This is a genomic window from Gordonia sp. KTR9 (assembly GCF_000143885.2).
Taxonomy (GTDB): domain Bacteria; phylum Actinomycetota; class Actinomycetes; order Mycobacteriales; family Mycobacteriaceae; genus Gordonia.
Map to the genome: position 1 here is coordinate 227,106 of NC_018581.1, position 21,332 is coordinate 248,437.

The following is a 21,332-nucleotide window of genomic DNA, read 5'->3' on the forward strand; positions in this document are numbered from 1 at the left end:
AGCGGCCGATAGAAAGGTCGTGACGGAGGCGTTCTGAACTGCTGGGACGCCGAAGTGACGGGGGTTGTGATCGCTATCACATGGTTTGTCACGTTCGGGGGCATCGAATAGGCTCGCCGACGGTGAATCGCATGCGAGAACGACTCGTGAACGACGTCGCGCCGCGCAATGAGCCGGGGGACGACAAATGTGTGACGCACAAGGATCGGTCGGCCGCTAGGGACTACGAGTTCCGGTCGATCGGCTGAAGAGGGAGATTCTGTACATGCGTGAAGCTGCCACCGAGGCGCCGAGGCCTGCGCGCAACCGGATGAGCAACCGGTTGATCGCCGCATTCGTCGCCATCCTGACAGTCGTGGGACTGACCGGTGTCGTCGCCGGCCAGGCCAACGCCCGGATCGGCGGAACGCAGGTCGGCAAGCAGGAGTTCTGGGTCAACGGCTGCGGGATGCCGAACGTCAAGGTCCGCGCCTGGAAGAAGCCCGGCAACTACAAGACCGTCATCCTTCTCGACGGCATGCGCGCCCAGTACGACTACAGCGGCTGGGAGATCAACACCAACGTCCAGGAGATGGTGAAGTCCGGCGTCAACGTCGTCGAGCCCATCGGTGGACCCGCGAGCTTCTACACGGACTGGGATGCGCCCAGCAACTTCAACCGGCAGCCCTACCGGTACCGCTGGAACTGCGTCATCAGCCGGACCCTGATCAGCGCACTCGACGCCCGCGGCTTCCGCGTCGGACCGTCGAAGCGCTACGCCATCATGGGCCTGTCGATGGGCGGTAACGCCGCGCTCGTCCTCGGCGCCCAGAACCGCCAGCACTTCGACCGCGCCGGCTCGCTCTCGGGCTACAACTTCCTGAGCGCACCCGGCATGCGTACCGCGCTGCGTCTGGCGATGCTCGACGTCGACCCGAAGCCATGGAACATCGACGCGATGTGGGGCCCGCCGTGGAGCATCCGCTGGTTCCAGAACGATCCCTTCTGGAACATCGGCCTGATGCGCGGCATGAAGGTCTTCGTCGGTTCCGGTAACGGTCTCTTCGGCCGCTACAACGCACTGCCCAACGTGTTCGACGATCTGTTCAAGGGTTCGACTCTCGAGTTGCTCGCGTTCACGCAGTCCAAGGCCTTCGAGGCCGCGGCCTTCGTGCAGGGCGTCCCGCTGATGACCTACTACGCCAACGGCACCCACGCCTGGGGCTACTGGCAGGACATGATCTGGAACGCCAAGAACCGCGGATTCTTCCGCTGATCTGACATCGCCGGTCCTCCGGCCGCACGACGCCCCGCCCGGGTTTCCGGGCGGGGCGTCGTCGTGTTGTGGGGTCCTGCGAAAACCTCTGCGCTACCACTGCCCCCTGAGTAGCAAGCGTGCGAGCGTCAATCCTTGCTCCCTGAGGAGCGAGCTTGCGAGCGTCAATCCTTGCTCCCTGAGGAGCGAGCTTGCGAGCGTCACGAAGGGTTTCGCAACCTCGGTCGCCGGACCCTTCGTGCGCGCCCTCCGCAAGCTCCGGGCGCTCCTCAGGGAGCAGGGCGAGATATCAACTGTCACACAAATCCCACGTGTCACAGCGTGGCGTGCGGACAGGGGTGCGTTCGGACGTGTAAGAAACTCCTGAGGCGTTTGATTCTGGAGAGGCGCGTGTGACTGAGGGGAATCAGTTGCGACGCTGCCGGCGCACAGGGGCGAAGGAGTTCTGGAGAGTGATGCGGCGAAACAGTGGTACAGACAAGGTCGACGCGCGACCGGCCGAGGCGGGGCAGGCCGACGCGCGCGCGGCCCGTCGTCGGTCGACCCTTCGTCCGGTGAAGGCCGCCGTGGTCGCGCTGGTGACGGTGGCCGTGCTCGTGGTCGGAAACGGTCTCGCCGGTGCCGAACCCGCGCCGGCCCCGCCGGCCCCCGCAGCACCGCCGGCCGCGCCCGCGCCACCCGCCTCACCGAGCGCGCCGTCGCCCGCACCGGCCTCGGTGCCGGCCGCCCAGCCGGCGAAGGTGACCAACACCTACTGGTACACCGACCGGCGTGTGGCCCTGTGGGTCTACTCCCCGGCGATGAACACGAACATCCAGGTGCAGATCCTGCTGGCACGCGACTGGCACGCGAAGCCGAAGGAGAAGTTCCCGCAGCTGACGATGCTCGACGGACTGCGCGCGCAGGACGATCAGAGCGGCTGGATCATCAACACCAAGATCGTCGACTTCTACAAGGACAAGAACGTCAACGTCATCCTGCCCATCGGTGGCGAGTCGAGTTTCTACACCGACTGGAAGGAACCCGACCGCGGCAAGAACTACAAGTGGGAGACGTTCCTCATGCGGGAACTGCCGCCCATCCTGGAGAACGACTGGCGCTCCACCGACGTCCGCGGCATCGAGGGGCTGTCGATGGGCGGCTCCGCGGCGATGATGCTGGCCGCACGCAATCCCGGCTTCTACAAGTTCGCGGCGTCGTTCTCGGGAATCCTGCAGCTGAGTTCGTTCGGCATGCCGCAGGCGATCCAGTTCGCGGTGCGCGACGGCGGCGGCTACGACTCGATGAAGATGTTCGGGCCGCCCTCGGATCCGGCCTGGAAGGAACACGATCCGTACCTGCTGGTCGACAAGCTGCAGGGGACGAGTCTCTATGTCTCGTCGGGCAACGGCATGGTGGGTCCCCACGACAAGCCGTCGGACATCCCGATGCTCGCGACCAACTACTCCGGTGTCGGACTCGAGATGCTGAGCCGCGTCACCTCACAGCAGTTCGCGATCCAGCTGAACCGCAAGGGAATTCCCGGTCAGGCGAACTACCGGCCGTCGGGCACCCATACCTGGCCGTACTGGGAGTTCGAGATGATCCAGGCCTGGCCGCAGGCCGCCGCCGCACTCGGACTCTCGCGAGATCAGGTCGCGTGCCGGGTCGACGGTGCCTTCCGCAAGGTCTGGGACGCCAGGAAGGCGGACCTCGGTGGCTGCCTCACCCCGTCGTACCCGGTGGCCGGTGGCAAGGCCCAGGACTTCGCCGGGGGACGCATGTTCACCGGGCCGAAGGGACCCAAGATCGTCACCGGTGCGATCGGCGGCGCCTACGTCGCCGCGGGCGGTCCGGCCGGACGCCTCGGCAAGCCGACGACCGACGAACTCCCCACCCGCGACGGCAAGGGCCGCGTGAGCTACTTCGAGCACGGCCGGATCACCTGGACCGCGAAGGACGGCACCAAGGTCCTGAAGTGAGGAGGCCGGCGGAGGGAACCGGGATCCACGGAGCGTGCCGACGGGGGTACCCGTCGGTGCCCCAACCTCGACCCCACGTGTGTACGGCCTGAAACTTCGCTGAGGAATCGGACCGTTTGTGCAGGTGGTGCGAGTGCGGCGGACGGAAGGCCCTCGTACGGGCGGTAGCCTGACGTGGTGTGCGATGCAGGGTGCCCCCTGTGTCGCGATCGGCCTCAGGCCGGACGCGTGAGGTGTCGCCGGACAGTACTGCCCGGCGGTGCGCAATCAAGACCCGAAAGGTTCGGCAGGAAGTGGCGATGACAACGAAGTGTGTGCGGCTGGTGCTGGCCGTGACGGGCCTCGCTCTCGCGCTCGGGTCCGTGTCGGCCTGCGCCGACGACTCGACGGCCAGTGCGCCGATCACCAACAACCCGGTCACGACGACCTCGCTCTACTCGGCGGCGGAGTCCTCGACCAGTACGCCGGGTTCCACATCCGAGGAGACCGCTCCCTCCACGCCCGGTGGCACCTCGGAGCTGCCGGCGACCGCGCCGAACCCCAGCACGAAGGTCCCGGCCAGTTTCCCCGGACCCAGCGGCCAGCCGCTCGACGACAAGGCCCGGGCCTACCTCGCCGCACTGAAGCAGCAGGACGTCACGTTCATGGGGGACAACGACAACTCGGTCGCCCTGACCATGGCGAAGTATGTCTGCGGCGCCAAACAGAAGGGCACCGACCCGAGCATGGTGAAGGCCTTCGTCACCGCGTCCGTGGGGCCCGGAGCGGACAACGTAGAAGAAGCGAACGTGAAGGCCGACAAGGTCATTCGCGCAGCAGAACAGCACTACTGCTGACGTGGCCGCCCGTCGCAACGCCGCGGGCCGCACCCGGAAGGGTCCGGTCCGCAGGCTGGGGAAGTTCGCCCTGCTGCTCCTCGCGCTCGCGGTCATCGCGATCGTTCTCATCGTCGTGCTCGTCTTGGTGTGGCTCGCTCCCGGACCCGCGCCGATCGGGCCCGGCGGGCCGTCGACCGCCCCGCCCTCCAGCGAACGACCCGACGCCCAGCCCGCGGACTGCCCCGACGTCCTGACGGTCGTCATCCCCGGGACTTGGGAGTCCAGCGCCGACGACGATCCCTACAAGCCGTCGGCGAATCCGAACTCGCTGATGCTGCGCGTGTCCCGAGCCCTGGCGAACGACTTCGACTCCTCGCGCAGCGAGATCTACACCGTCCCCTACACGGCGCAGTTCCGGAATCCGACGAATCTGGCCGACCGTCAGGTCGACTACAACGTGTCACGCACCCAGGGTTACAAGCGCGCGGCGGGCAAGATCATCTCCACCAACGAGCGCTGCCCCCTGACGGGTTACGTGATCATGGGCTTCAGCCAGGGCGCGGTCATCGCGGGTGATCTCGCGAGCAACATCGGCAACGGCCGGGGTGTGCTCGACGAGGGTGAACAAGATCTGGTGCTCGGTGTCGGACTCATCGCCGACGGCCGTCGCCAGCCGGGTGAACAGAACGACATCGCGCCGAGTCCGAACGGCGTGGGTGCCGAGATCGCGCTCGGCGGGATGGGCAACCTCGTCCCCGGCATCTCGATGACCGGTCCGCGCACCGGCGGATTCGGCGACCTTCGTGACCGGGTCCAATCCATCTGCGCGCCCGGCGATCTCATCTGTGACTCGCCGACGATCGTCAATCCGCTGGCCGCGGTGTCGAAGCTGGCGAACGCGGCGTCGAACCCCATCCACGCGATGTATGCGACGACGCGCTACTGGGAGAACGACGGCCAGACCGCGACCCAGTGGATGTACGACTGGTCCAAGGGCCTCATCCAGGACGCGCCCGCACCCGAGCACAACTGACCTCCTCACGCGAGGCCGGCCGCGCCGATCGGACATGTCGGGCCGGGTGCCGCCGGGCGAGTCCGGTCCGGCCGTCGAACTGACCGGCCGGTAGCCTCGTCTGACGGCGGCGACCGATTCGTTTGGCGGTGCCGTCACGCTGCATTAACGTGTTGGGCTGGCCGAGGAACATCGCGGAACCGGCGGACGCCGCACGCGACCTCACGCAGCCGGCGATCACGACGAGAGGACAGCGATGACGCAACCCCCGAGCGATGCCGGTGGTGCCTCGTCCGGCCTGCGGAAGTTCCGCTTCGGCGCGGGTGGTGAGGGCAACAAGGACGAGGGCGGTGCCCGTAAGTTCGTCAAGCTCGCGCAGACCGCCGAGGAGTACGGCTACGACACCTTCGCGGTGCCCGACCATCTGGGCAACCAGGTCGGTCCGATCGCGGCGCTGGGCGCCCTGACGCAGGCCACGAGCACGATCCGCCTGGCGACCTCGGTGCTCGCCAACGGCTGGCGCCACCCGGCCCTGCTCGCCAAGGAGGCCAACACGATCGACGTCCTGAGCAAGGGGCGGCTCGAGTTGGGCATCGGCGCGGGCTGGATGAAAGAGGAGTTCGACAAGGCCGGCATCGAGTTCGAATCACCCGGCGTGCGTATCCGGCGTCTCGACGAGGCGCTGACGGTCCTCGACGGTCTGATGCGCGGCGAGACGGTGAACTTCGACGGCGAGTTCTACCAGATCAACGGCCTCGAGGGCAGTCCGCGACCGCGGCAGGGGCCGCGTCCGCCGATCGCCGTCGGCGGCGGTGGACCCAAGATGCTGGCCCTGGCCGCCAAGCACGCCGACATCATCTCCGTCGCTCCGGGTACGACCACCGACGGCAAGATGAAGCTGTCGGACATGACGATCGAGAAGACCGCCGAGCGCGTCGACCGGATCCGTGAGGCCGCCGGCGACCGGTTCGACGATCTGGAGCTGAACTGGACGATCGCTGTAATCGTCATCACCGACGATCGGGTCGCCACCGCCGAGATGGCGCTCAAGGCTCTGGAACAGGGCTATCCGCCCAACATCGCGCACGACACCGAGTTCACCGTCGAGGACGTGCTGACCTCGCCGTACATCGCTATCGGCAGCTTCGAGGAGATCGCGGACCAGATCCGGGAGGTGCGACGCCGCACCACCATGTCCTACGTCGGGGTGTTCCCGACGCAGATGGATGCTTTTGCGCCTGTGCTCGCGCAATTGAAGGGGGAGTAGGATGGCCGACGGTCTCGCGAGTCAACAGCGAGGTGACGGGTCGGTGAACCCGGGGGTGTGCGTCGAGGGGCGACGCGCACCCATGCGAAACCGAGCATGACGAACGCGAGTTTTTCGTTGGGTAACTGGACGTGCGCTACCGTATCCCGCGGTCGGCACAGGGCGTGGACGGCAGAACTGCGTGGTGGCGTCGCCAACACCTCGCCGGAGATCTGCGCCCGCGTGGGGGAGTCCACGAGGGGGCACAGGAGTAATGAATGCTGAGTACTGAACTCGAAGACTTCATCGACGAGACCGGGAACATCTCTTTCACCGAGGAAGCGACGCTGGTCGACTACGTCGAGCAGAACGTCCGTGAGCAGGCCGACACGCTGGCCTACCGGTTCATCGATTACAGCCGCGAGCGCGACGGCGAGCCCCAGGACCTGACGTGGGCGCAGTTCGGTAAGCGGTTGCGTGCGGTTGCAGCACGTCTGCAGCAGGTCACGAAGCCGGGCGACCGTGTGGCGATCCTCGCGCCCCAGTCGCTGGAGTACGTGATCGGGTTCTTCGCGGCGCTCTACGCCAGCAACGTCGCCGTGCCGCTCTTCTCCCCCGACGAGCCCGGCCACACCGATCGGCTGCACGCGGTCCTCGAGGACTGCAAGCCCACGGCCATCCTGACGTCGACGAAGTCCGCCGAGGCGGTGCGCGATTTCTTCGCGCCGCTGCCGGCCAAGGAGCGTCCGCGCGTCATCGCCGTCGACGCCGTCCCGGATTCGGTGGGGTCCAGCTGGGTCGCGCCGGTCGCCGGTCGGGACCACAACAAGGACACCGTGGCCTACCTGCAGTACACCTCGGGTTCGACGCGGGTCCCCGCCGGTGTGGAGATCACCTACCAGGCCGTGGCCGCGAACGTGCTGCAGATCTCCGACACCATCGGCATCGACAAGAAGGCCCGCGGCGTCACCTGGCTGCCGATGTTCCATGACATGGGTCTGCTCACCGTGATCCTGCCCGCCCTCGGTGGCCGCTACATCACGATCATGAGCCCGCAGGCGTTCGTGCGCCGTCCGGGCCGCTGGATCAAGGAGCTCGCCGCGGCCGCCGACGGCGCCGAGACCTTTGCCGCCGCTCCCAACTTCGCCTTCGAACACGCCGCCGCGCGCGGTCTGCCGAAGGAGGGCGAAGAGCTGGATCTCTCGAATGTCATCGGGCTCATCAACGGTTCCGAGCCGGTGACCGTCAGTTCGATGAAGAAGTTCAACGAGGCGTTCGCGCCGTACGGGCTGCCGAAGACGGCGATCAAGCCGTGCTACGGCATGGCCGAGGCGACGCTGTTCGTGTCCGCGACCCAGCGCGAGAACGAGGCGAAGATCGTCTACGTCGACCGCGACGACCTCAACGCCGGCAGCTTCACCCTCGTCGACGCCGACGCCCCCAATGCGGTCGCGCAGGTCTCCTGCGGACAGGTCGCGGTGAGCCAGTGGGCGACCATCGTCGACTCCGAGACCGCGACCGAACAGCCCGACGGTCACGTCGGGGAGATCTGGCTCCACGGCCTCAACATCGGCGCCGGCTACTGGAACAAGCCGGAGGAGACCGAGGAGACCTTCCACAACAAGCTGGTCACCCCGCTCCCGGAGAACAGCCACGCCGAGGGTGCGCCCGCGGACGCGATCTGGATGCGGACCGGCGACTTCGGGGTCTGGCTCGACGGCGAGCTGTACATCACCGGGCGTGTCAAGGACCTGGTGATCGTCGACGGCCGCAACCATTACCCGCAGGACCTCGAGTACAGCGCGCAGGAAGCCAGCGACGCGCTGCGCCCCGGCTTCGTCGCCGCGTTCTCGGTACCGGCCAACCAGTTGCCCGGCGAGGTCTTCGAGTTCGCGGGCAGCGGCTTGAAGCCCGACGCCGACGACGCGTCCGAGCAGCTGGTCATCGTGGCCGAGCGCGGACCCGGCCGCAAGGCCGACCCGCAGGAGGTCGCCGACACCGTGCGCGCCGCGGTCGCACAGCGCCATGGCGTGATGGTTCGCGACGTCCTGTTGGTGCCGGCCGGCTCGATCCCGCGCACGTCGTCGGGCAAGATCGCGCGCCGTGCGACACGTGCGGCCTACATCGATGGCAGCCTCCGTGGCGGCTACAAGCAGACGGCGTTCCCGGACGCCGAGTAGCGATCCTGCGGACCCGGGCGGGGTGAGTGCGTCGAGATGCCGCGCCCGGACACCCTGCGGGCTCATAATGCACCCGGCACCAGTTCAGGTGCCCCGAGATCAGTAGTCTGGAAGCGATGTCTGAACTGAATACCGACGAGGTCCGCACCATCGATCCGGCCGTGGCCGGCACCGACGGTGAGACCGCCGGTGACCTCACTGTCGACCAGCTTCGTGATTGGCTGCGCGAGTGGGTGTCCCAGGCCACCGGGCTCCCGGTCGATCAGATCGCCGTCGACCGTCCCATGGAAGAACTCGGTCTCTCGTCCCGTGACGCGGTGGCACTCGCCGCCGACGTCGAGGACAAGACCGGGGTGATCCTCACCGCGACGGTGGTCTACAACCACCCGACGATCGCGACGCTCGCGCAGCGGATCATCGAGGGCGATCCCGACGAGGGTCTCGACGACGACTCGGACACCTTCTGGCAGCGTGAACGGAGCGCCGACGACGACATCGCGATCGTCGGCCTGTCGACTCGGTTCCCGAAGTCCGGCACGACGCCGGAGTCCACGTGGCAGGCGCTCATCGCCGGTGTCGACGGGATCTCGGATCTGCCCGAGGACCGGTGGACGGAGTTCAAGTCGGATCCACGTCTGCTCGAGGTCCTGGAGTCGGCGAACACCCGCGGCGGCTATCTCGACGATGTCCGTTCGTTCGACGCCGACTTCTTCCAGATGAGCCCGCGTGAGGTCGAGATGGTCGACCCGCAGCAGCGACTCGCGCTCGAGCTGACCTGGGAGGCGCTGGAGCACGCGCACATCCCGCCGAGCGACCTCAAGGGCGCGCCCGTCGGCGTGTTCATCGGCACCTCCACCAACGACTACCAGCTGCTGGCGACCCTCGGGCTGAGCGAGGGCGCCGAGGACACGGCCGCCTACGCGTTGACCGGCACCTCGACCGCCATCGTGGCGAACCGGGTGTCCTACTTCTACGACTTCCGCGGCCCGTCGATCGCGATGGACACCGCGTGCTCGTCGTCGCTGGTGGCCGTCCACCAGGCGGTGCGCAGCCTGCGCACCGGCGAGTCCGACCTCGCTCTGGCCGGCGGCGTCAACATGCTCATCACGCCTGCTGCGACCCTCGGCTTCGACCGGATCGGCGCGCAGGCCAAGGACGGGCACATCAAGGCCTTCTCCGCCGACGCCGACGGCATGATCCGCGCCGAGGGCGGCGGGTTGTTCGTCCTCAAACGGATGTCGGACGCCAGGCGCGACGGCGACCAGGTCCTCGCGGTGATCGCCGGTTCGGCGATCAACTCCGACGGTCGGTCCAACGGTCTGCCCGCCCCCAATCCGGAGGCCCAGGTCGACGTGCTCCGCGACGCGTACACCGACGCCGCCGTCGACCCGCGCACCGTCGACTATGTGGAGGCGCACGGTACCGGCACCATCCTCGGCGACCCGATCGAGGCCGACGCGCTGGGACGTGTCGTCGGTCGTGGCCGCTCCGCCGACGCACCGATGCTGCTGGGTTCGGTCAAGACCAACTACGGACACATGGAGTCCGCGGCCGGTGCCGGCGCGCTGGCGAAGGTCGTGCTGTCGATGCAGCACGGCACGATCCCGGCCTCGCTGAACTACAACGGCCCCAACCCCTACATCCAGTTCGACACCAACGGGCTGAAGGTGATCCCGGAGGCCACCGCCTGGCCGCGGTATTCGGGCCACGCGATCGCCGGTGTCTCCGGCTTCGGCTTTGGTGGCACCAATGCGCACGTCGTGGTGCGCGAGGTGCTGCCCGGGGATCTCGCACCGGAGTCGTCGGCGGCAGGAGATGCCGCCGCGGCCGAACTCCCGGCGTCGGCGTCGCTGGCCGACGAACCTTCCCAGCCGGTTGAGCCTGTCGAAATCGATGACGAGGACGTGTACCTCACCGAGGCCGAGCGGGCCGTGCTCGCGGCGCAGGCGAAGAACGTGGAAACCGCCGTGGTGGAGACCGCGCCGGACCCAGCCGCCGGCTTCGCCCCCTGTGCGGTCGAGGGTTCGGTTGTGCCGCTGGTCATCTCGGGCTTCCTGCCGTCTCGCCGCCGCAAGACCGCAGCGGATCTGCTCGAGTGGCTCGACTCCGACGAGGGGCGGGCGACCCCGCTGGCCGACATCGGCCGGGCACTGGCGCACCGCAATCACGGGCGGTCGCGTGCGGTCGTGATGGCCCGGACCCTGGACGACGCGATCACCGGTGTCCGGGCGGTGGCCGAGGGCAAGAGCAATCCGCTCGTCTACTCGTCGGATTCGCCCGATGCGGCGTCCGCCGTGTGGTTGCTGTCGGGCTTCGGGTCGCAGCACCGCAAGATGGCCAAGCAGCTCTACACCGAGAACCCGATCTTCGCGAAGTACGTCGACCGTGTCGACGAGCTGGTGCAGAACGAACTCGGATACTCGATCGCCGAGATGTTCGTCGACGACGAACAGACCTACGGAACCGAGCAGAGCCAGGTCGGCATCTACACGATCCAGGTCGCGCTCGCCGACACGCTCCGCCACCACGGTGCGGAACCCGGTGTGCTCGTGCCTCATTCGATGGGTGAGGCCTCGGCCGCCTACATCAGCGGCGGTCTGTCCCTGGAGGATGCGACGCGCGTCATCTGCCAGCGTTCGCGGCTGATGGGTGAGGGCGAGGCGATGCTGGAGGGCGACGACATCCGCCGGATGGCACTCGTGGAGTACAGCGCCGACGACATCAACGACGTCCTCGTCGATTTTCCGGACCTGGAGATCTGCGTCTACGCCGCGCCGACCCACACGGTCATCGGCGGACCGGAGCCGCAGGTCGATGCCATCGTCGAACGTGCCGAGAAAGAGGGCAAACTCGGTCGCAAGCTCGCGACCAAGGGCGCCAGCCACACCTCGCAGACGGACCCGCTGCTGGGCGAACTCGCCTACGAGCTGACCGGGATCGAACCGCTGCGTCCGACCATCGGCTTCTACAGCTCGGTCGACCGTGAGGCGTTCTACCGCGCCGGCCACGAGCCGGTGCACACCATCGACTACTTCACCAAGGGGCTTCGCCACAGTGTGTGGTTCAGCCAGGCGATCTCGAAGTCGGTGGAGAACGGCCACCGCACCTTCCTCGAACTCTCGCCCAATCCGGCCGTCCTGATCTCCGTTGCGGCCGTGACGTTCTCGGCTGGTCTGCACGATGCGGAGCTCATCGAGACGCTGCGCCGCAAGGAGGACGAGAGCTACGGTCTCGTCAACGCCCTGATGAAGCTGTACGTGCACGGGCACCGGGTGGACGTCGCATCTCTGTTCGGCGGCGGCGGCTTCGCGGCCATCCCGCGAACCCGCTTCGAACGCAAGGACTTCTGGCTCACCGCCAGCATCAGCTCGGGCGGATCGGCGGGGACCGTCCCCGGTTCGCACGTCGCGCTGCCCGACGGCCGGCATGCCTGGGAGGTCAATGCCTCGGCCGTGACCGATCCTCGCGAACTGGTGCGGGCCGCGGCGGCGCAGGTGCTGACGAATGCCGGCGTCGGGGCGTCGGTCGCCCATGGCGACATCCCCACCTCGGGAACCCTGACGACGACGCTCAGTCCGCACCCCGGTGGTGCTGCGGTGAGTGTGCATGCGAAGGCGGACAAAAACTTCCAGTTGCTGTTCGAGGCCGCGGTCACGGGTGATCTCGACGACGCGGCGGGTGCGGTCACCCAGACACCCGCGGCGGAGAAGCCGTCGGGCGCCGAGGTGTTCGCCGATGACACCGTGATCGTCGAGGACGAGGTCGTCGACGACATCGGCAACCGGTGGAGTCCCGAATCGGGTGAGTCGGTCGGAGATCGGCTGGCGGTCATCGTCGGTGAGTCCATGGGATACGACCCCGAGGACCTGCCGCGCGAGATCCCGCTGATCGAGCTCGGTCTGGATTCGCTGATGGCGGTCCGCATCAAGAACCGGGTGGAGTACGAGTTCGACATCCCCCAGCTGCAGCTGCAGGCGATGCGGCAGGCCAATCTGGCCGACGTGCAGAAGTTCGTCGAGTTCGCGGTCGAGCATCGCGACCAGCTCGACGATCTCGCCCAGAACGCCGCCGGCGGAGGCGAACTCGACACTGCCGCGCTCAACGCCTACATCGACGAGCAGAACGCCAGGGGTGCGGACGCACCGGCTCCCGCCATCGCGGCCGAGTCCGTGGAACCGACCGAGGAGTCGCCGGAGCCGAAGCGGCATGTCGCCGAAGACGTCGCCGACGTCGAGGAGGCGGTGGCGAACTCGCCGGCGCCCGAGGTGCCGAGCCGGCCGGTACAGGCAGACTCGCCCGCACCGGCCACCGACATCACCTCGCAGCGCGCGGTCGCCGAGGCCGCGGGTTCGGATGTGCCACCACGCGATGCGGCCGAACGCCTGACGTTCGGCACCTACGCGGTCGTGACCAAGGCCTCGGCCGGTGGCATCTTCAACAAGCTGCCGGTCCTGTCGGAGGACGTCGCACAGCAGCTCACCGACCGGCTCAACGAGCGCACCGGCGGGGACATCGACGTCGAGGACATCCTCGACTCGGAGACGATCGAGGAGATGGCGAACTACGTTCGCGACCACCTCGACGCCGGTGCGTCGACCGATGGTTTCCTGCGGTATCTGCGCCTGGTCCCGGACGGCAAGAAGGTCTACGACCCGTCTGCGGGCGACCCGACACCGATCCTGCTGTTCCATCCCGCGGGCGGCAACACGTCGGCATACGAGGCCCTCCTCAAGCGTCTTCCCGAGGACCGGCCCGTCATCGGCTTCGACCGCGGGATCGAAGGGACGATCGAAGAGCGTGTGCGCGAGTACCTTCCGCGGCTCCGCGAACTGCAGCCCCATGGCCCGTACGTGCTGGTCGGCTGGTCCTTCGGCGGAGCACTGGCCTACGGCGTCGCGCAACTGCTGCGCGAGGCCGGAGAAGAGGTCGCCTTCGTCGGGCTCATCGACGTGGTGCGTCCGCGCGCGGACATGACCGAGACCCCCGACAGCAAGCGGGCCCGACTCGAGCGCTGGAAGGATTTCGCGATCCGCAACTACGATCTCGACCCGGAGGTGCCGATCCCGATGGATCGACTCGTCGAGGCCGACGACGAGGGCCAGTTCGCGATCATCATGGAGATGATGTCGATGTCGGGCACCAAGATCCCCGGCGGCATCATCGAGCACCAGCGGACCTCGTTCATCGAGAACCGCGTGCTGAGCAGCATCGCGCCGCAACCCTATGACGGCAAGGTCGTCCTGTACCGGGCCGACAAGATGCACGCAGGCGCAATCGAACTCGAGCCGCAGTGGGCCGAGATCGACGAGGACGGACGCTGGGGCGAGGTGGTCGACGACCTGGAGATCATCCACGTCGGCGGTGACCACCTGTCGATCGTCGACGAGCCGTACATCGGCAAGATCGGTGCGGATCTCGCCGATCGGGTCGCCCGGCTGGGTAAGTAGGAAGAAGGACCGTGACTGACACCACCGCAGGCAAGCTCGCCGACCTCCGTCAGAAACTGGAGGCCGCCCGCGAACCGGGAGGGGAGAAGGCGCTCGCGAAACGCGCCGCGAAGGGGATCTGTTCTCCGCGTGAGCGTCTGAGCATGCTCTTCGATCCGGGGACCTTCGTCGAGATCGGCGCGCTGGCCAAGATGCCGGGTGCGGCCGAGAGCGGTTACGGCGACGGCGTGGTCACCGGACACGGACTGGTGCACGGTCGTCCGGTCGCGGCGTTCTCCCACGACCAGTCGGTCTTCGGCGGGACCGTCGGCGAGATGTTCGGCCGCAAGGTCGCCTCGCTGATGGAATGGGCCGGCAAGATCGGTTGTCCGATGGTGGGTATCAACGACTCCGCCGGTGCGCGCATCCAGGACGCGGTCACCTCGCTCGCGTGGTACGCCGAGATGGGTCGTCGCAACGACCTGCTGTCGGGTCTCGCGCCGCAGGTGTCGGTGATCCTCGGCAAGTGCGCCGGCGGCGCGGTGTACACCCCGGCGAACACCGACATCCTGGTGGCCGTGGAGGACAAGTCGTACATGTTCGTCACCGGCCCCGATGTGCTGAAACAGGTGAACGGCGAGGAGATCTCGGCCGAAGACCTCGGCAGCGCACACAATCAGGCGCGGTGGGGCAACATCCATCACGTCGCCACCGACGAGAAGGCCGCGTTCGACTGGGTCCGTGAGTACCTGCAGTACATGCCGTCGAGTGCCTACGAGCGGCCGCCGGTGATCAACCCGGGTCTCGAACCGGAGATCACCGAGTCCGACCTGTCGCTCAACGACTTCATGCCCGACAACGACAACGCCGGGTACGACATGCACGACATCATCATCAAGCTGTTCGACGACGGCGCTTTCCACGAGGTCGGAGAGCTGTTCGCGCCCAACATCATCACCGGGTACGCCCGCGTGGACGGCCGGTCGGTGGGTGTGGTCGCCAATCAGCCGAGCGTGATGTCGGGTGTACTCGACACCGACTCGTCGGAGAAGGCGACCCGCTTCGTCCGCATCTGCAACGCCTTCAGCATCCCGCTCGTCTTCCTGGTGGACACGCCGGGCATCCTGCCGGGTCTCGCAGAGGAACAGAAGGGCACGATCCGGCGCTCGGGGCGATTCCTGTACGCCTACGTCGAGGCCGACGTGCCCAAGGTGACGGTGGTGCTGCGCAAGGCCTACGGCGGCGCCTACGCGGTGATGGGCAGCAAGCACCTCGGTGCCGACGTCAATTTCGCCTGGCCCACGGCGAAGATCGCGGTCATGGGCGCTGAATCGGCTGCTGCCGTGCTGACCCGACGCCAGACCGAGGGGCTGTCGGCCGCCGAGGCGGACAAGATCCGTCGTGAGTTCATCGATTTCTACAACACGATGATGGCCACCCCGTATCTCGCCGCCGAGCGCGGCTACGTCGACGCGGTCATCGAACCCGCCGAGACCCGTCTGCAGCTCCGGAAGGCGTTGGCGCAGTTGCGCGACAAAGAGGTCCTCAAGACCCCGCGCAAGCACTTCCTGATGCCGATCTAGCGCGCACCACGAGGCGCTACCGGCTGGTGGCGGAGCGAACGCCCGCGTCGCGCAGCCGGCCGCGCTGGAGTTTCCCGGAGCTGTGTCGCGGGATCGCGGTGATCGTCCGTACCTCGGACGGCATCTTGTAGGTGGCCAGGCGGGTCGACATCGACTGTCGCAGCCGATCGGTGTCGAGGGCTCCCGCGGCGACCACGTACGCGACGATTCTCTGTCCCGTGCGATCGTCGGGCTCGGCGACCACCGCGGCGTCGGTGATCTCCGGATGTCGCAGGAGCTCGGATTCGACTTCCGCAGGGGCCACCTGGAATCCGGACACCTTGATCATGTCCTTCTTGCGGTCGACGATCCAGATCCTGTTCGTCTGGTCGATGCGGGCGACGTCACCGGTCCGGAACCACCCGTCGTCGGTGAACGGTGAGTCGCTCCCGGCGTCGAGGTGTGTATAGGCAACGGCGACACTGGGTCCCCGGACCTCCAGCTCACCGTCCTCGCCGAGACGGACCTCGGTCCCGGCAGTCGGGAAGCCCGGCGAGTCCAACCGCCATTGTCCCGGGTCGTCGACCGGGTTGAAGGCGACCATCATCGCCTCGGTCATACCGTACGAGCACAGGAAACCGACCCCCGTCTTCGAGGTGATCGTCGCGGCCAGATCCGCGGGTACCGGGCTGCCGCCCCACATGAAGAACCTGAGCGCAGGGAACTGGTCGGGTCCGAGATCGGGCTGTCGGGCGAGCCGATGGGCGACCGTTCCGGCGAGCGGCCAGACGGTGACCGCACCCGTTCGCAACTGGGCGATGCATTCGTCGAAGTCGAAGCGTCTGAACAGCGTCACTCGCGCACCGACCGAGAGGGCGGCGAACATCATCGTCGTGCCGAAGATGTGGCACAGCGGGATCGAGATCTGCATGCGATCGTCGGGCCCGAGTCCGGTGTGCTGCACGAGCTGCTCGACTGCTCCACTCACGCTGCCGACGGTGTGGACAACTCCTTTGGGAAAGCCGGTGGTCCCAGACGAGAACGGGATGAACAGTTCCCCGGAAGAATTCACGACGACCTTCGGCGGTCCGGCTTCGTCGCCGGGTGTTGCTCCCGGAACAATGGTGTCGTCGACCGGCAGCAGCGTGATCTCGTTCCCGGGGTGGTCGCGATGAGCGTCGTCGACGATCGCCGCGGTCGCACCGGCCGTCCGGAGCGCCGTCCGGACCTCGTGTGGGGTCCAGCTGGGATTCGGCGCGACGAAGGCGGCACCGAGCCGGGCGAGGGCGATCTGGTGGATGACATAGGCGGGTGTGCTGTCGAGAACGATCCCGACCCGGTCACCGGCCTCGATCCCCGCTCGATGCAGGCTGATTGCGGCGTTGTCGACCGCGGTGTCGAGATCGCGGTAGGTCCACTCGACTCCCTCCGTCTCGATCGCCACGCGGTGCGGGCGTCGTCGAGCGCCGGCGGACAGGGCCGACGAAATACTAGTGCCCTCCGCCTGATCGCCCTCGTGCCTGCCCTGCTGCGAGGTGGTCATTGTTCGGGTCCTTTCGAAGGGTCGTCTGCGGTGTCGACGCAAGCCGCTGCAGCAGAATGATTCTGGACGTGCACCGGGGTGCCCGTCACACGATGGTGTTGCCTTGATCGACAGGCAGCGCGACGCCGGTGATCGTCCGCGACATCGGCGAGGCGAGGAAGAGGACCGCGTCGGAGATGTCCTGCGCCGAGGCGACTTCGGGATCGTGCAAGATCTGTTTGAAGCTGTCGGCGTACGACGGATTGTCGGCGAGCAGTTTCTCGCCGTAGGCGGGCATCCCGCCCATCGGGGTGTCGACGGCCCACGGGTGCACGGTGTTGACCCGGATGTTGTACTGCCCGAGCTCGAGCGCAGCGGCGCGCATGAGGCCGGTGACCCCGAATTTGGAAGCGGCATAGGCGATCATGCCGGGGATCGCCTTCAGGCCGCCCGCCGAGCTGGTGAGAATGATCGAACCGCCCCTTCCGCCGTCGACCATGATCGGTGCGACCGCCCGGAGGGTGTTGTACGCGCCGGTCAGATTGGTGCCGATCGTGTCGTCCCAGGGGTCGTCTTCGTCCGCGTCGAGCAGACTCGTCCATACATTCACTCCGGCATTGGCGATCGCGATGTCGAGGCCGCCCAGCGTCTGGGCACCGGAACGGACGACATCGGCGAGCGCCTGCTGGTCACGGACGTCGACCTCTCCGGTGATGATGCGGCCGCCGAGCTCCTGGACCAGGTGGGCGGTCTGTTCGAGGTCTGCCGAGGTAGCAGGCTCGTACGAGGCAGAGCTCACCCGGCGGCAGACATCGAGGGCCAGGATCGAAGCACCGTGCCGTGCGAGCGTCAGGGCATGGCTCCGCCCCTGTCCACGTGCGGCACCGGTGATCACGGCGACCTTGCCGTCGAGTAGACGTGCTGATGAACTCACAGTTCCTCCTTCTTGGTGGTGTTCAGACGAAGAGCGGCGGGCGATGGGTCCACCCGACGCCATGAAGTCGTGGCCGATGCGGTCGCGTCATGACGAGGCACGGTCACTTCGCGACGAGATCGCCCTCCGGCTCGTCGATGTGGACCGCGTCGACCGAGTAGCGGTACGACCCCATGCCGAGCAGACAACCGATCGCGATGATCACCATTCCGACCAGCGGCACGATTCCCGCGGTGTAGGAGCCGGTCAGCGAGAAGATCTGGGCGAGGAGTGTCACTCCGGCTGCGGACCCCAGAGCGTAGAGGAGGGTGACGAACCCGAACACGCGCCCGAACGAGTGCTTGGGGAAGTACCTGCTCGTCAGGTAGGCGTTGAGATCGGTCTCGGCACCGAGGACCAGCCCGATCAGCACGGCACCGATCAGCAGCATGCCCGAGGCGGTCGACGAGATCACCAGCGTGACACCGACGGCGCCCAGCACGAAGACCACGGACCCGACGAGAGGCGCGAAGATCCGATCGAACAGGTACCCGGACAGCAACCGCGCGAAGATCGACGAGAAGTTGATTGTCGAGAGCGCGAGAACCGCGAGTCCGAGGTCGACGCCCTTGTCGGTCGTCATGGGGATGACCTGCGACATCAGGCCGAAGCTCGCCGCCGAGATCAGGAAGCTGACTGCGCCCAGCAACCACAGCTGCCGGTGCTTTCTCGCGAGGCGAAGGAGCGACTCACCGGCGTCTTGCGCGGAAGACGCGGAAGCCACGTCACTCTCGCCCCCCTCGGGCATCCGGGTGATCAGCAGATAGACCGCCGCGGGCACCGTCGCGCAGACGGCGCCGATGATGAAAAAGGTTCCCCGCCAACCGACCAGGTCGAGGGTCCAGCTCGCCAACGGCGGCATCACCACCCCGCACAGGCCCAGACCCGCCATCAGGATCCCGAGGGCGAATCCACGACGATCGGAGAACCACGCGCTCACGACGGCCGCGTGGGCGATGGGCGCGAGAGCCCCGGCGCACGAACCGATGAGGACACAGAGGAGGTAGAAGACCGCGCGGTTGTCGGGCAATGCAGCCATGGCCATCAGCCCGACGCCGAAACCGACAGACATCGGGATGCTGGGGATTCTCGGCCCGAACCGGTCGATGAGTACGCCCAGGACCACGACGCTGATCCCGACCATCACGGTCTCGATCGAGAACCCGGTCGCGATGACGCCACGTTCCCAACCGAATTCGTCGGACATCGGCTCGCCCAGCACGTTGAACAGCGCGTTCACCGTGTTCGATCCGAACACCAGTGACAGCGCACCGGTCGCCACGTACCACCAGCGATTCAGCGGTCGGCCGATTCCGATGGTCGATCTCGTGCGAGTGAGTCTCTGAGTCATTGTCTCTCGATGCTTGTCATGATCCGCTGCGCTCGCGCGCGTGGCGGTCGGTCAGGGATTCACCACGGCTTTGACGGCCACCCCGGAGGTCGCCGCGGTGATGGCCTCCGTCACCTGTTCGAGCGGGAACCGATGGGTGACCAGGTTGTGCAGGCCGAGCGCGTCGCCGTGACGATCAGCCAGCTCCACGGACCGGCCGTAATCGTCGATCGGGCAGCCGAGCGAACCGATGATCGATATCTCCCGGTTGTTCACCAGCACCGGATTGAACGGGACCGTGGAGCCACCGGAGAACAGGCCCAGGACCAGGAGGCGCCCTCGCAGGCCGAGCATCGGCACGGCTTCGTCGAATGCACTGACGTGCCCGGCTGCTTCCACGACGACATCGGCCCCGCGGCCGGCCGTCAGGTCGCGGACGTACTGCAGCCGTTGCGTCTCGTCGGTGTCGGGCAGCGAAACCGTATGCGTCGCACCCAGGTTCTCGGCTGCGGTCATCCGCTCGCCGGGCTCGCCGATCACGACGATCCGCGAAGCCGGGCCGAGCCCGAAGAGCATCGTCGCCGCGAGACCGACCGGCCCGTTGCCCTGGATCACCACGGTTGCGCCGGCAGACACGCCGCCCAGTCGTCGGAGCCCGCCGAGAGCTGTGGGCATCGCGCAACCGAACGCGATCACCGCGTCCGACGCCGCCGAATCGGGGATGCGGAAATACGCTGCGCGCGTGGAGATCGTCGCGAAGTCCTGATACGAGGCCGACGACGGTCTGCCGACTCCCTGGGGCCAGTCGAGGTTCGCGCACAGGGCCGTCGGCCAGTCCGCGGTGCAGCTCTCGCAGACCCCGCACGGGGTCGGGGGTGACCAGAAGACCCTGTCGCCCACAGACAGTGGTGCACCGGCGCGGTCCGCTGACACGCCGCTCCCGAGTTCCACGATCGTCCCGATTCCCTCGTGACCGAAGTGGTAGGCACTGATGGCGGTGTATCCGCGGTCGGTACCGGTCGCGGCGACCTCGCCGGTGAGATGGTGTCCGTCGGAGCCACAGACCCCGGCGTGTGTCACCTGCACCACGAGCTCGGCGGAACCGGGGGGTGGAACGTCGCGTTCGACGCAGTCGAGTCCGGCCTGCTGGCCGCGGAACACGATCGATCGTGCCCGCCTCATGCCTGCACCCGATCCCGCGCCGACGTCATGCCGACGAAGTCGCGCATCAGATCCAACGACGAACGCACGGCCGGCGACTGTGGCCCGGTGATGTGCCAATCGTGCGGTTGGTCGAGAACCTCTCGGAACCAGACGGTGACGCCCGATGCCAGTAGTCGAGCCGCGAGATGCCGTGCGTCGTCCCGGAGTACCTCGGTGCTGCTCGTCTCGACGAGAACCGGTGGTTGCCCCGTCCAGTCGCCCAGCGCCGGCGACAGCGACGGATTCGCGACATCGTGCCCGGCGCTGTAACCGGCGGCGGCCTCCCGTGCGTCCCGAGCGGAGAACAGGGAGTCGGTGGGCCCGCATTCGGTGAAGCTGTCGTTGACCACTCGTAGGTCGACCCAGGGTGACAGGAGCATCGTCGCTCGGTGCAGGGGCCGGACCCCGGCACGCAGCGACAGCGCTGTCGCCGCGGCGAGCCCCGCACCCGCGGAATCGCCGGACAGCACGAAGCTCCCCGAGGTCGCCGCGACCCATTCCGCGGCGGCATGACAAGCCTGGGCGGCCGCCGGGTACGGATGCTCCGGGGCGAGGGGGTAGTCGACCGCGAGCACACGCGATCGGGTCTGTACCGCAACATGACTGAGGAACGGAGCCCACGCGGCCGCGGACCCCAGCCGGAAGCCTCCGCCGTGCAGGTGGATGAGGGTCGGGCCGTCGGCGAACTGCGCGGGATCGATCCGGAGGCCGGCGAAACCGGGTTCGGCCACCGAGGTCACCGTCGCATCGGGGTGGGGCGGCTGGGAACCCATTGCCGCCTCGATCTCGCCACGGCGGCGGTCGAGGGCAGTTCCTGCGGGGGATGTCATGTTTCGGCCTTTCC

General features: G+C 67.4%; 13 protein-coding genes. 8 read left to right on the forward strand and 5 right to left on the reverse strand.

The annotated features are described in order from the left end of the window. Positions 1–265 precede the first annotated feature (265 nt). The 8 genes from KTR9_RS01835 to KTR9_RS01870 all read left to right on the forward strand — a co-directional run bounded on the left by KTR9_RS01835 (position 266) and on the right by KTR9_RS01870 (position 15,481). On the forward strand, positions 266–1,255 hold the full coding sequence (locus KTR9_RS01835) for an alpha/beta hydrolase (RefSeq protein ID WP_004021369.1): 990 nt from the start codon (positions 266–268) through the stop codon (positions 1,253–1,255). A 455-nt stretch (positions 1,256–1,710) separates the two neighbouring features. Then, complete coding sequence (locus KTR9_RS01840) at positions 1,711–3,216, forward strand: alpha/beta hydrolase-fold protein (RefSeq protein WP_014924964.1); 1,506 nt, start codon at positions 1,711–1,713, stop codon at positions 3,214–3,216. Between the two features lie 299 nt (positions 3,217–3,515). Next, positions 3,516–4,052, forward strand: a complete 537-nt coding sequence (locus KTR9_RS01845; RefSeq protein ID WP_014924965.1) for a DUF732 domain-containing protein — start codon at positions 3,516–3,518, stop codon at positions 4,050–4,052. A 1-nt stretch (position 4,053) separates the two neighbouring features. Further along, positions 4,054–5,067 carry a cutinase family protein gene (locus KTR9_RS01850; protein ID WP_010844855.1) on the forward strand — a complete coding sequence of 338 codons (1,014 nt, stop codon included), beginning with the start codon at positions 4,054–4,056 and terminating at the stop codon, positions 5,065–5,067. A gap of 235 nt (positions 5,068–5,302) precedes the next feature. Next, positions 5,303–6,313: an LLM class F420-dependent oxidoreductase gene (locus KTR9_RS01855; protein WP_014924966.1), complete on the forward strand. Its 1,011-nt coding sequence runs from the start codon at positions 5,303–5,305 to the stop codon at positions 6,311–6,313. 257 nt (positions 6,314–6,570) lie between these two features. Then, positions 6,571–8,472 (forward strand): long-chain-fatty-acid--AMP ligase FadD32, encoded by a 1,902-nt coding sequence (fadD32, locus tag KTR9_RS01860; RefSeq protein WP_010844857.1) that lies wholly within the window; start codon positions 6,571–6,573, stop codon positions 8,470–8,472. Positions 8,473–8,588: 116 nt separating this feature from the next. Further along, complete coding sequence (gene pks13 / locus KTR9_RS01865; protein ID WP_014924967.1) at positions 8,589–13,919, forward strand: polyketide synthase Pks13; 5,331 nt, start codon at positions 8,589–8,591, stop codon at positions 13,917–13,919. Positions 13,920–13,930: 11 nt separating this feature from the next. Then, a complete protein-coding gene (locus tag KTR9_RS01870) occupies positions 13,931–15,481 on the forward strand; it encodes an acyl-CoA carboxylase subunit beta (protein WP_010844859.1) in 1,551 nt (516 codons plus the stop codon). Positions 15,482–15,497: 16 nt separating this feature from the next. Here KTR9_RS01870 and KTR9_RS01875 read toward each other — a convergent pair whose 3' ends face one another. The 5 genes from KTR9_RS01875 to KTR9_RS01895 all read right to left on the reverse strand — a co-directional run bounded on the left by KTR9_RS01875 (position 15,498) and on the right by KTR9_RS01895 (position 21,318). Beyond that, a complete protein-coding gene (locus tag KTR9_RS01875; protein ID WP_014924968.1) occupies positions 15,498–17,003 on the reverse strand; it encodes a class I adenylate-forming enzyme family protein in 1,506 nt (501 codons plus the stop codon). Between the two features lie 85 nt (positions 17,004–17,088). Next, positions 17,089–17,916 carry a mycofactocin-coupled SDR family oxidoreductase gene (locus KTR9_RS01880; protein WP_014924969.1) on the reverse strand — a complete coding sequence of 276 codons (828 nt, stop codon included), beginning with the start codon at positions 17,914–17,916 and terminating at the stop codon, positions 17,089–17,091. Positions 17,917–18,019: 103 nt separating this feature from the next. Beyond that, on the reverse strand, positions 18,020–19,306 hold the full coding sequence (locus tag KTR9_RS01885) for an MFS transporter (protein ID WP_014924970.1): 1,287 nt from the start codon (positions 19,304–19,306) through the stop codon (positions 18,020–18,022). Positions 19,307–19,357: 51 nt separating this feature from the next. Further along, entirely contained in the window at positions 19,358–20,467 is a 1,110-nt protein-coding gene (locus KTR9_RS01890; protein WP_014924971.1) for a zinc-binding dehydrogenase, read from the reverse strand. Next, positions 20,464–21,318: an alpha/beta hydrolase fold domain-containing protein gene (locus tag KTR9_RS01895; protein WP_014924972.1), complete on the reverse strand. Its 855-nt coding sequence runs from the start codon at positions 21,316–21,318 to the stop codon at positions 20,464–20,466. Before KTR9_RS01895 ends, KTR9_RS01890 begins: the two co-directional genes overlap by 4 nt. Positions 21,319–21,332: the final 14 nt, after the last annotated feature.

Excerpts from the sequence above, each read along its gene's own strand:
- KTR9_RS01835 (WP_004021369.1), top strand. The coding sequence starts at position 266 with ATGCGTGAAGCTGCCACCGAGGCGCCGAGGCCTGCGCGCAACCGGATG.
- KTR9_RS01840 (WP_014924964.1), top strand. The coding sequence starts at position 1,711 with ATGCGGCGAAACAGTGGTACAGACAAGGTCGACGCGCGACCGGCCGAG.
- KTR9_RS01845 (WP_014924965.1), top strand. The coding sequence starts at position 3,516 with ATGACAACGAAGTGTGTGCGGCTGGTGCTGGCCGTGACGGGCCTCGCT.
- KTR9_RS01855 (WP_014924966.1), top strand. The coding sequence starts at position 5,303 with ATGACGCAACCCCCGAGCGATGCCGGTGGTGCCTCGTCCGGCCTGCGG.
- fadD32 (WP_010844857.1), top strand. The coding sequence starts at position 6,571 with ATGCTGAGTACTGAACTCGAAGACTTCATCGACGAGACCGGGAACATC.
- pks13 (WP_014924967.1), top strand. The coding sequence starts at position 8,589 with ATGTCTGAACTGAATACCGACGAGGTCCGCACCATCGATCCGGCCGTG.
- KTR9_RS01875 (WP_014924968.1), bottom strand. The coding sequence starts at position 17,003 with ATGACCACCTCGCAGCAGGGCAGGCACGAGGGCGATCAGGCGGAGGGC.
- KTR9_RS01885 (WP_014924970.1), bottom strand. The coding sequence starts at position 19,306 with ATGACTCAGAGACTCACTCGCACGAGATCGACCATCGGAATCGGCCGA.
- KTR9_RS01890 (WP_014924971.1), bottom strand. The coding sequence starts at position 20,467 with ATGAGGCGGGCACGATCGATCGTGTTCCGCGGCCAGCAGGCCGGACTC.
- KTR9_RS01895 (WP_014924972.1), bottom strand. The coding sequence starts at position 21,318 with ATGACATCCCCCGCAGGAACTGCCCTCGACCGCCGCCGTGGCGAGATC.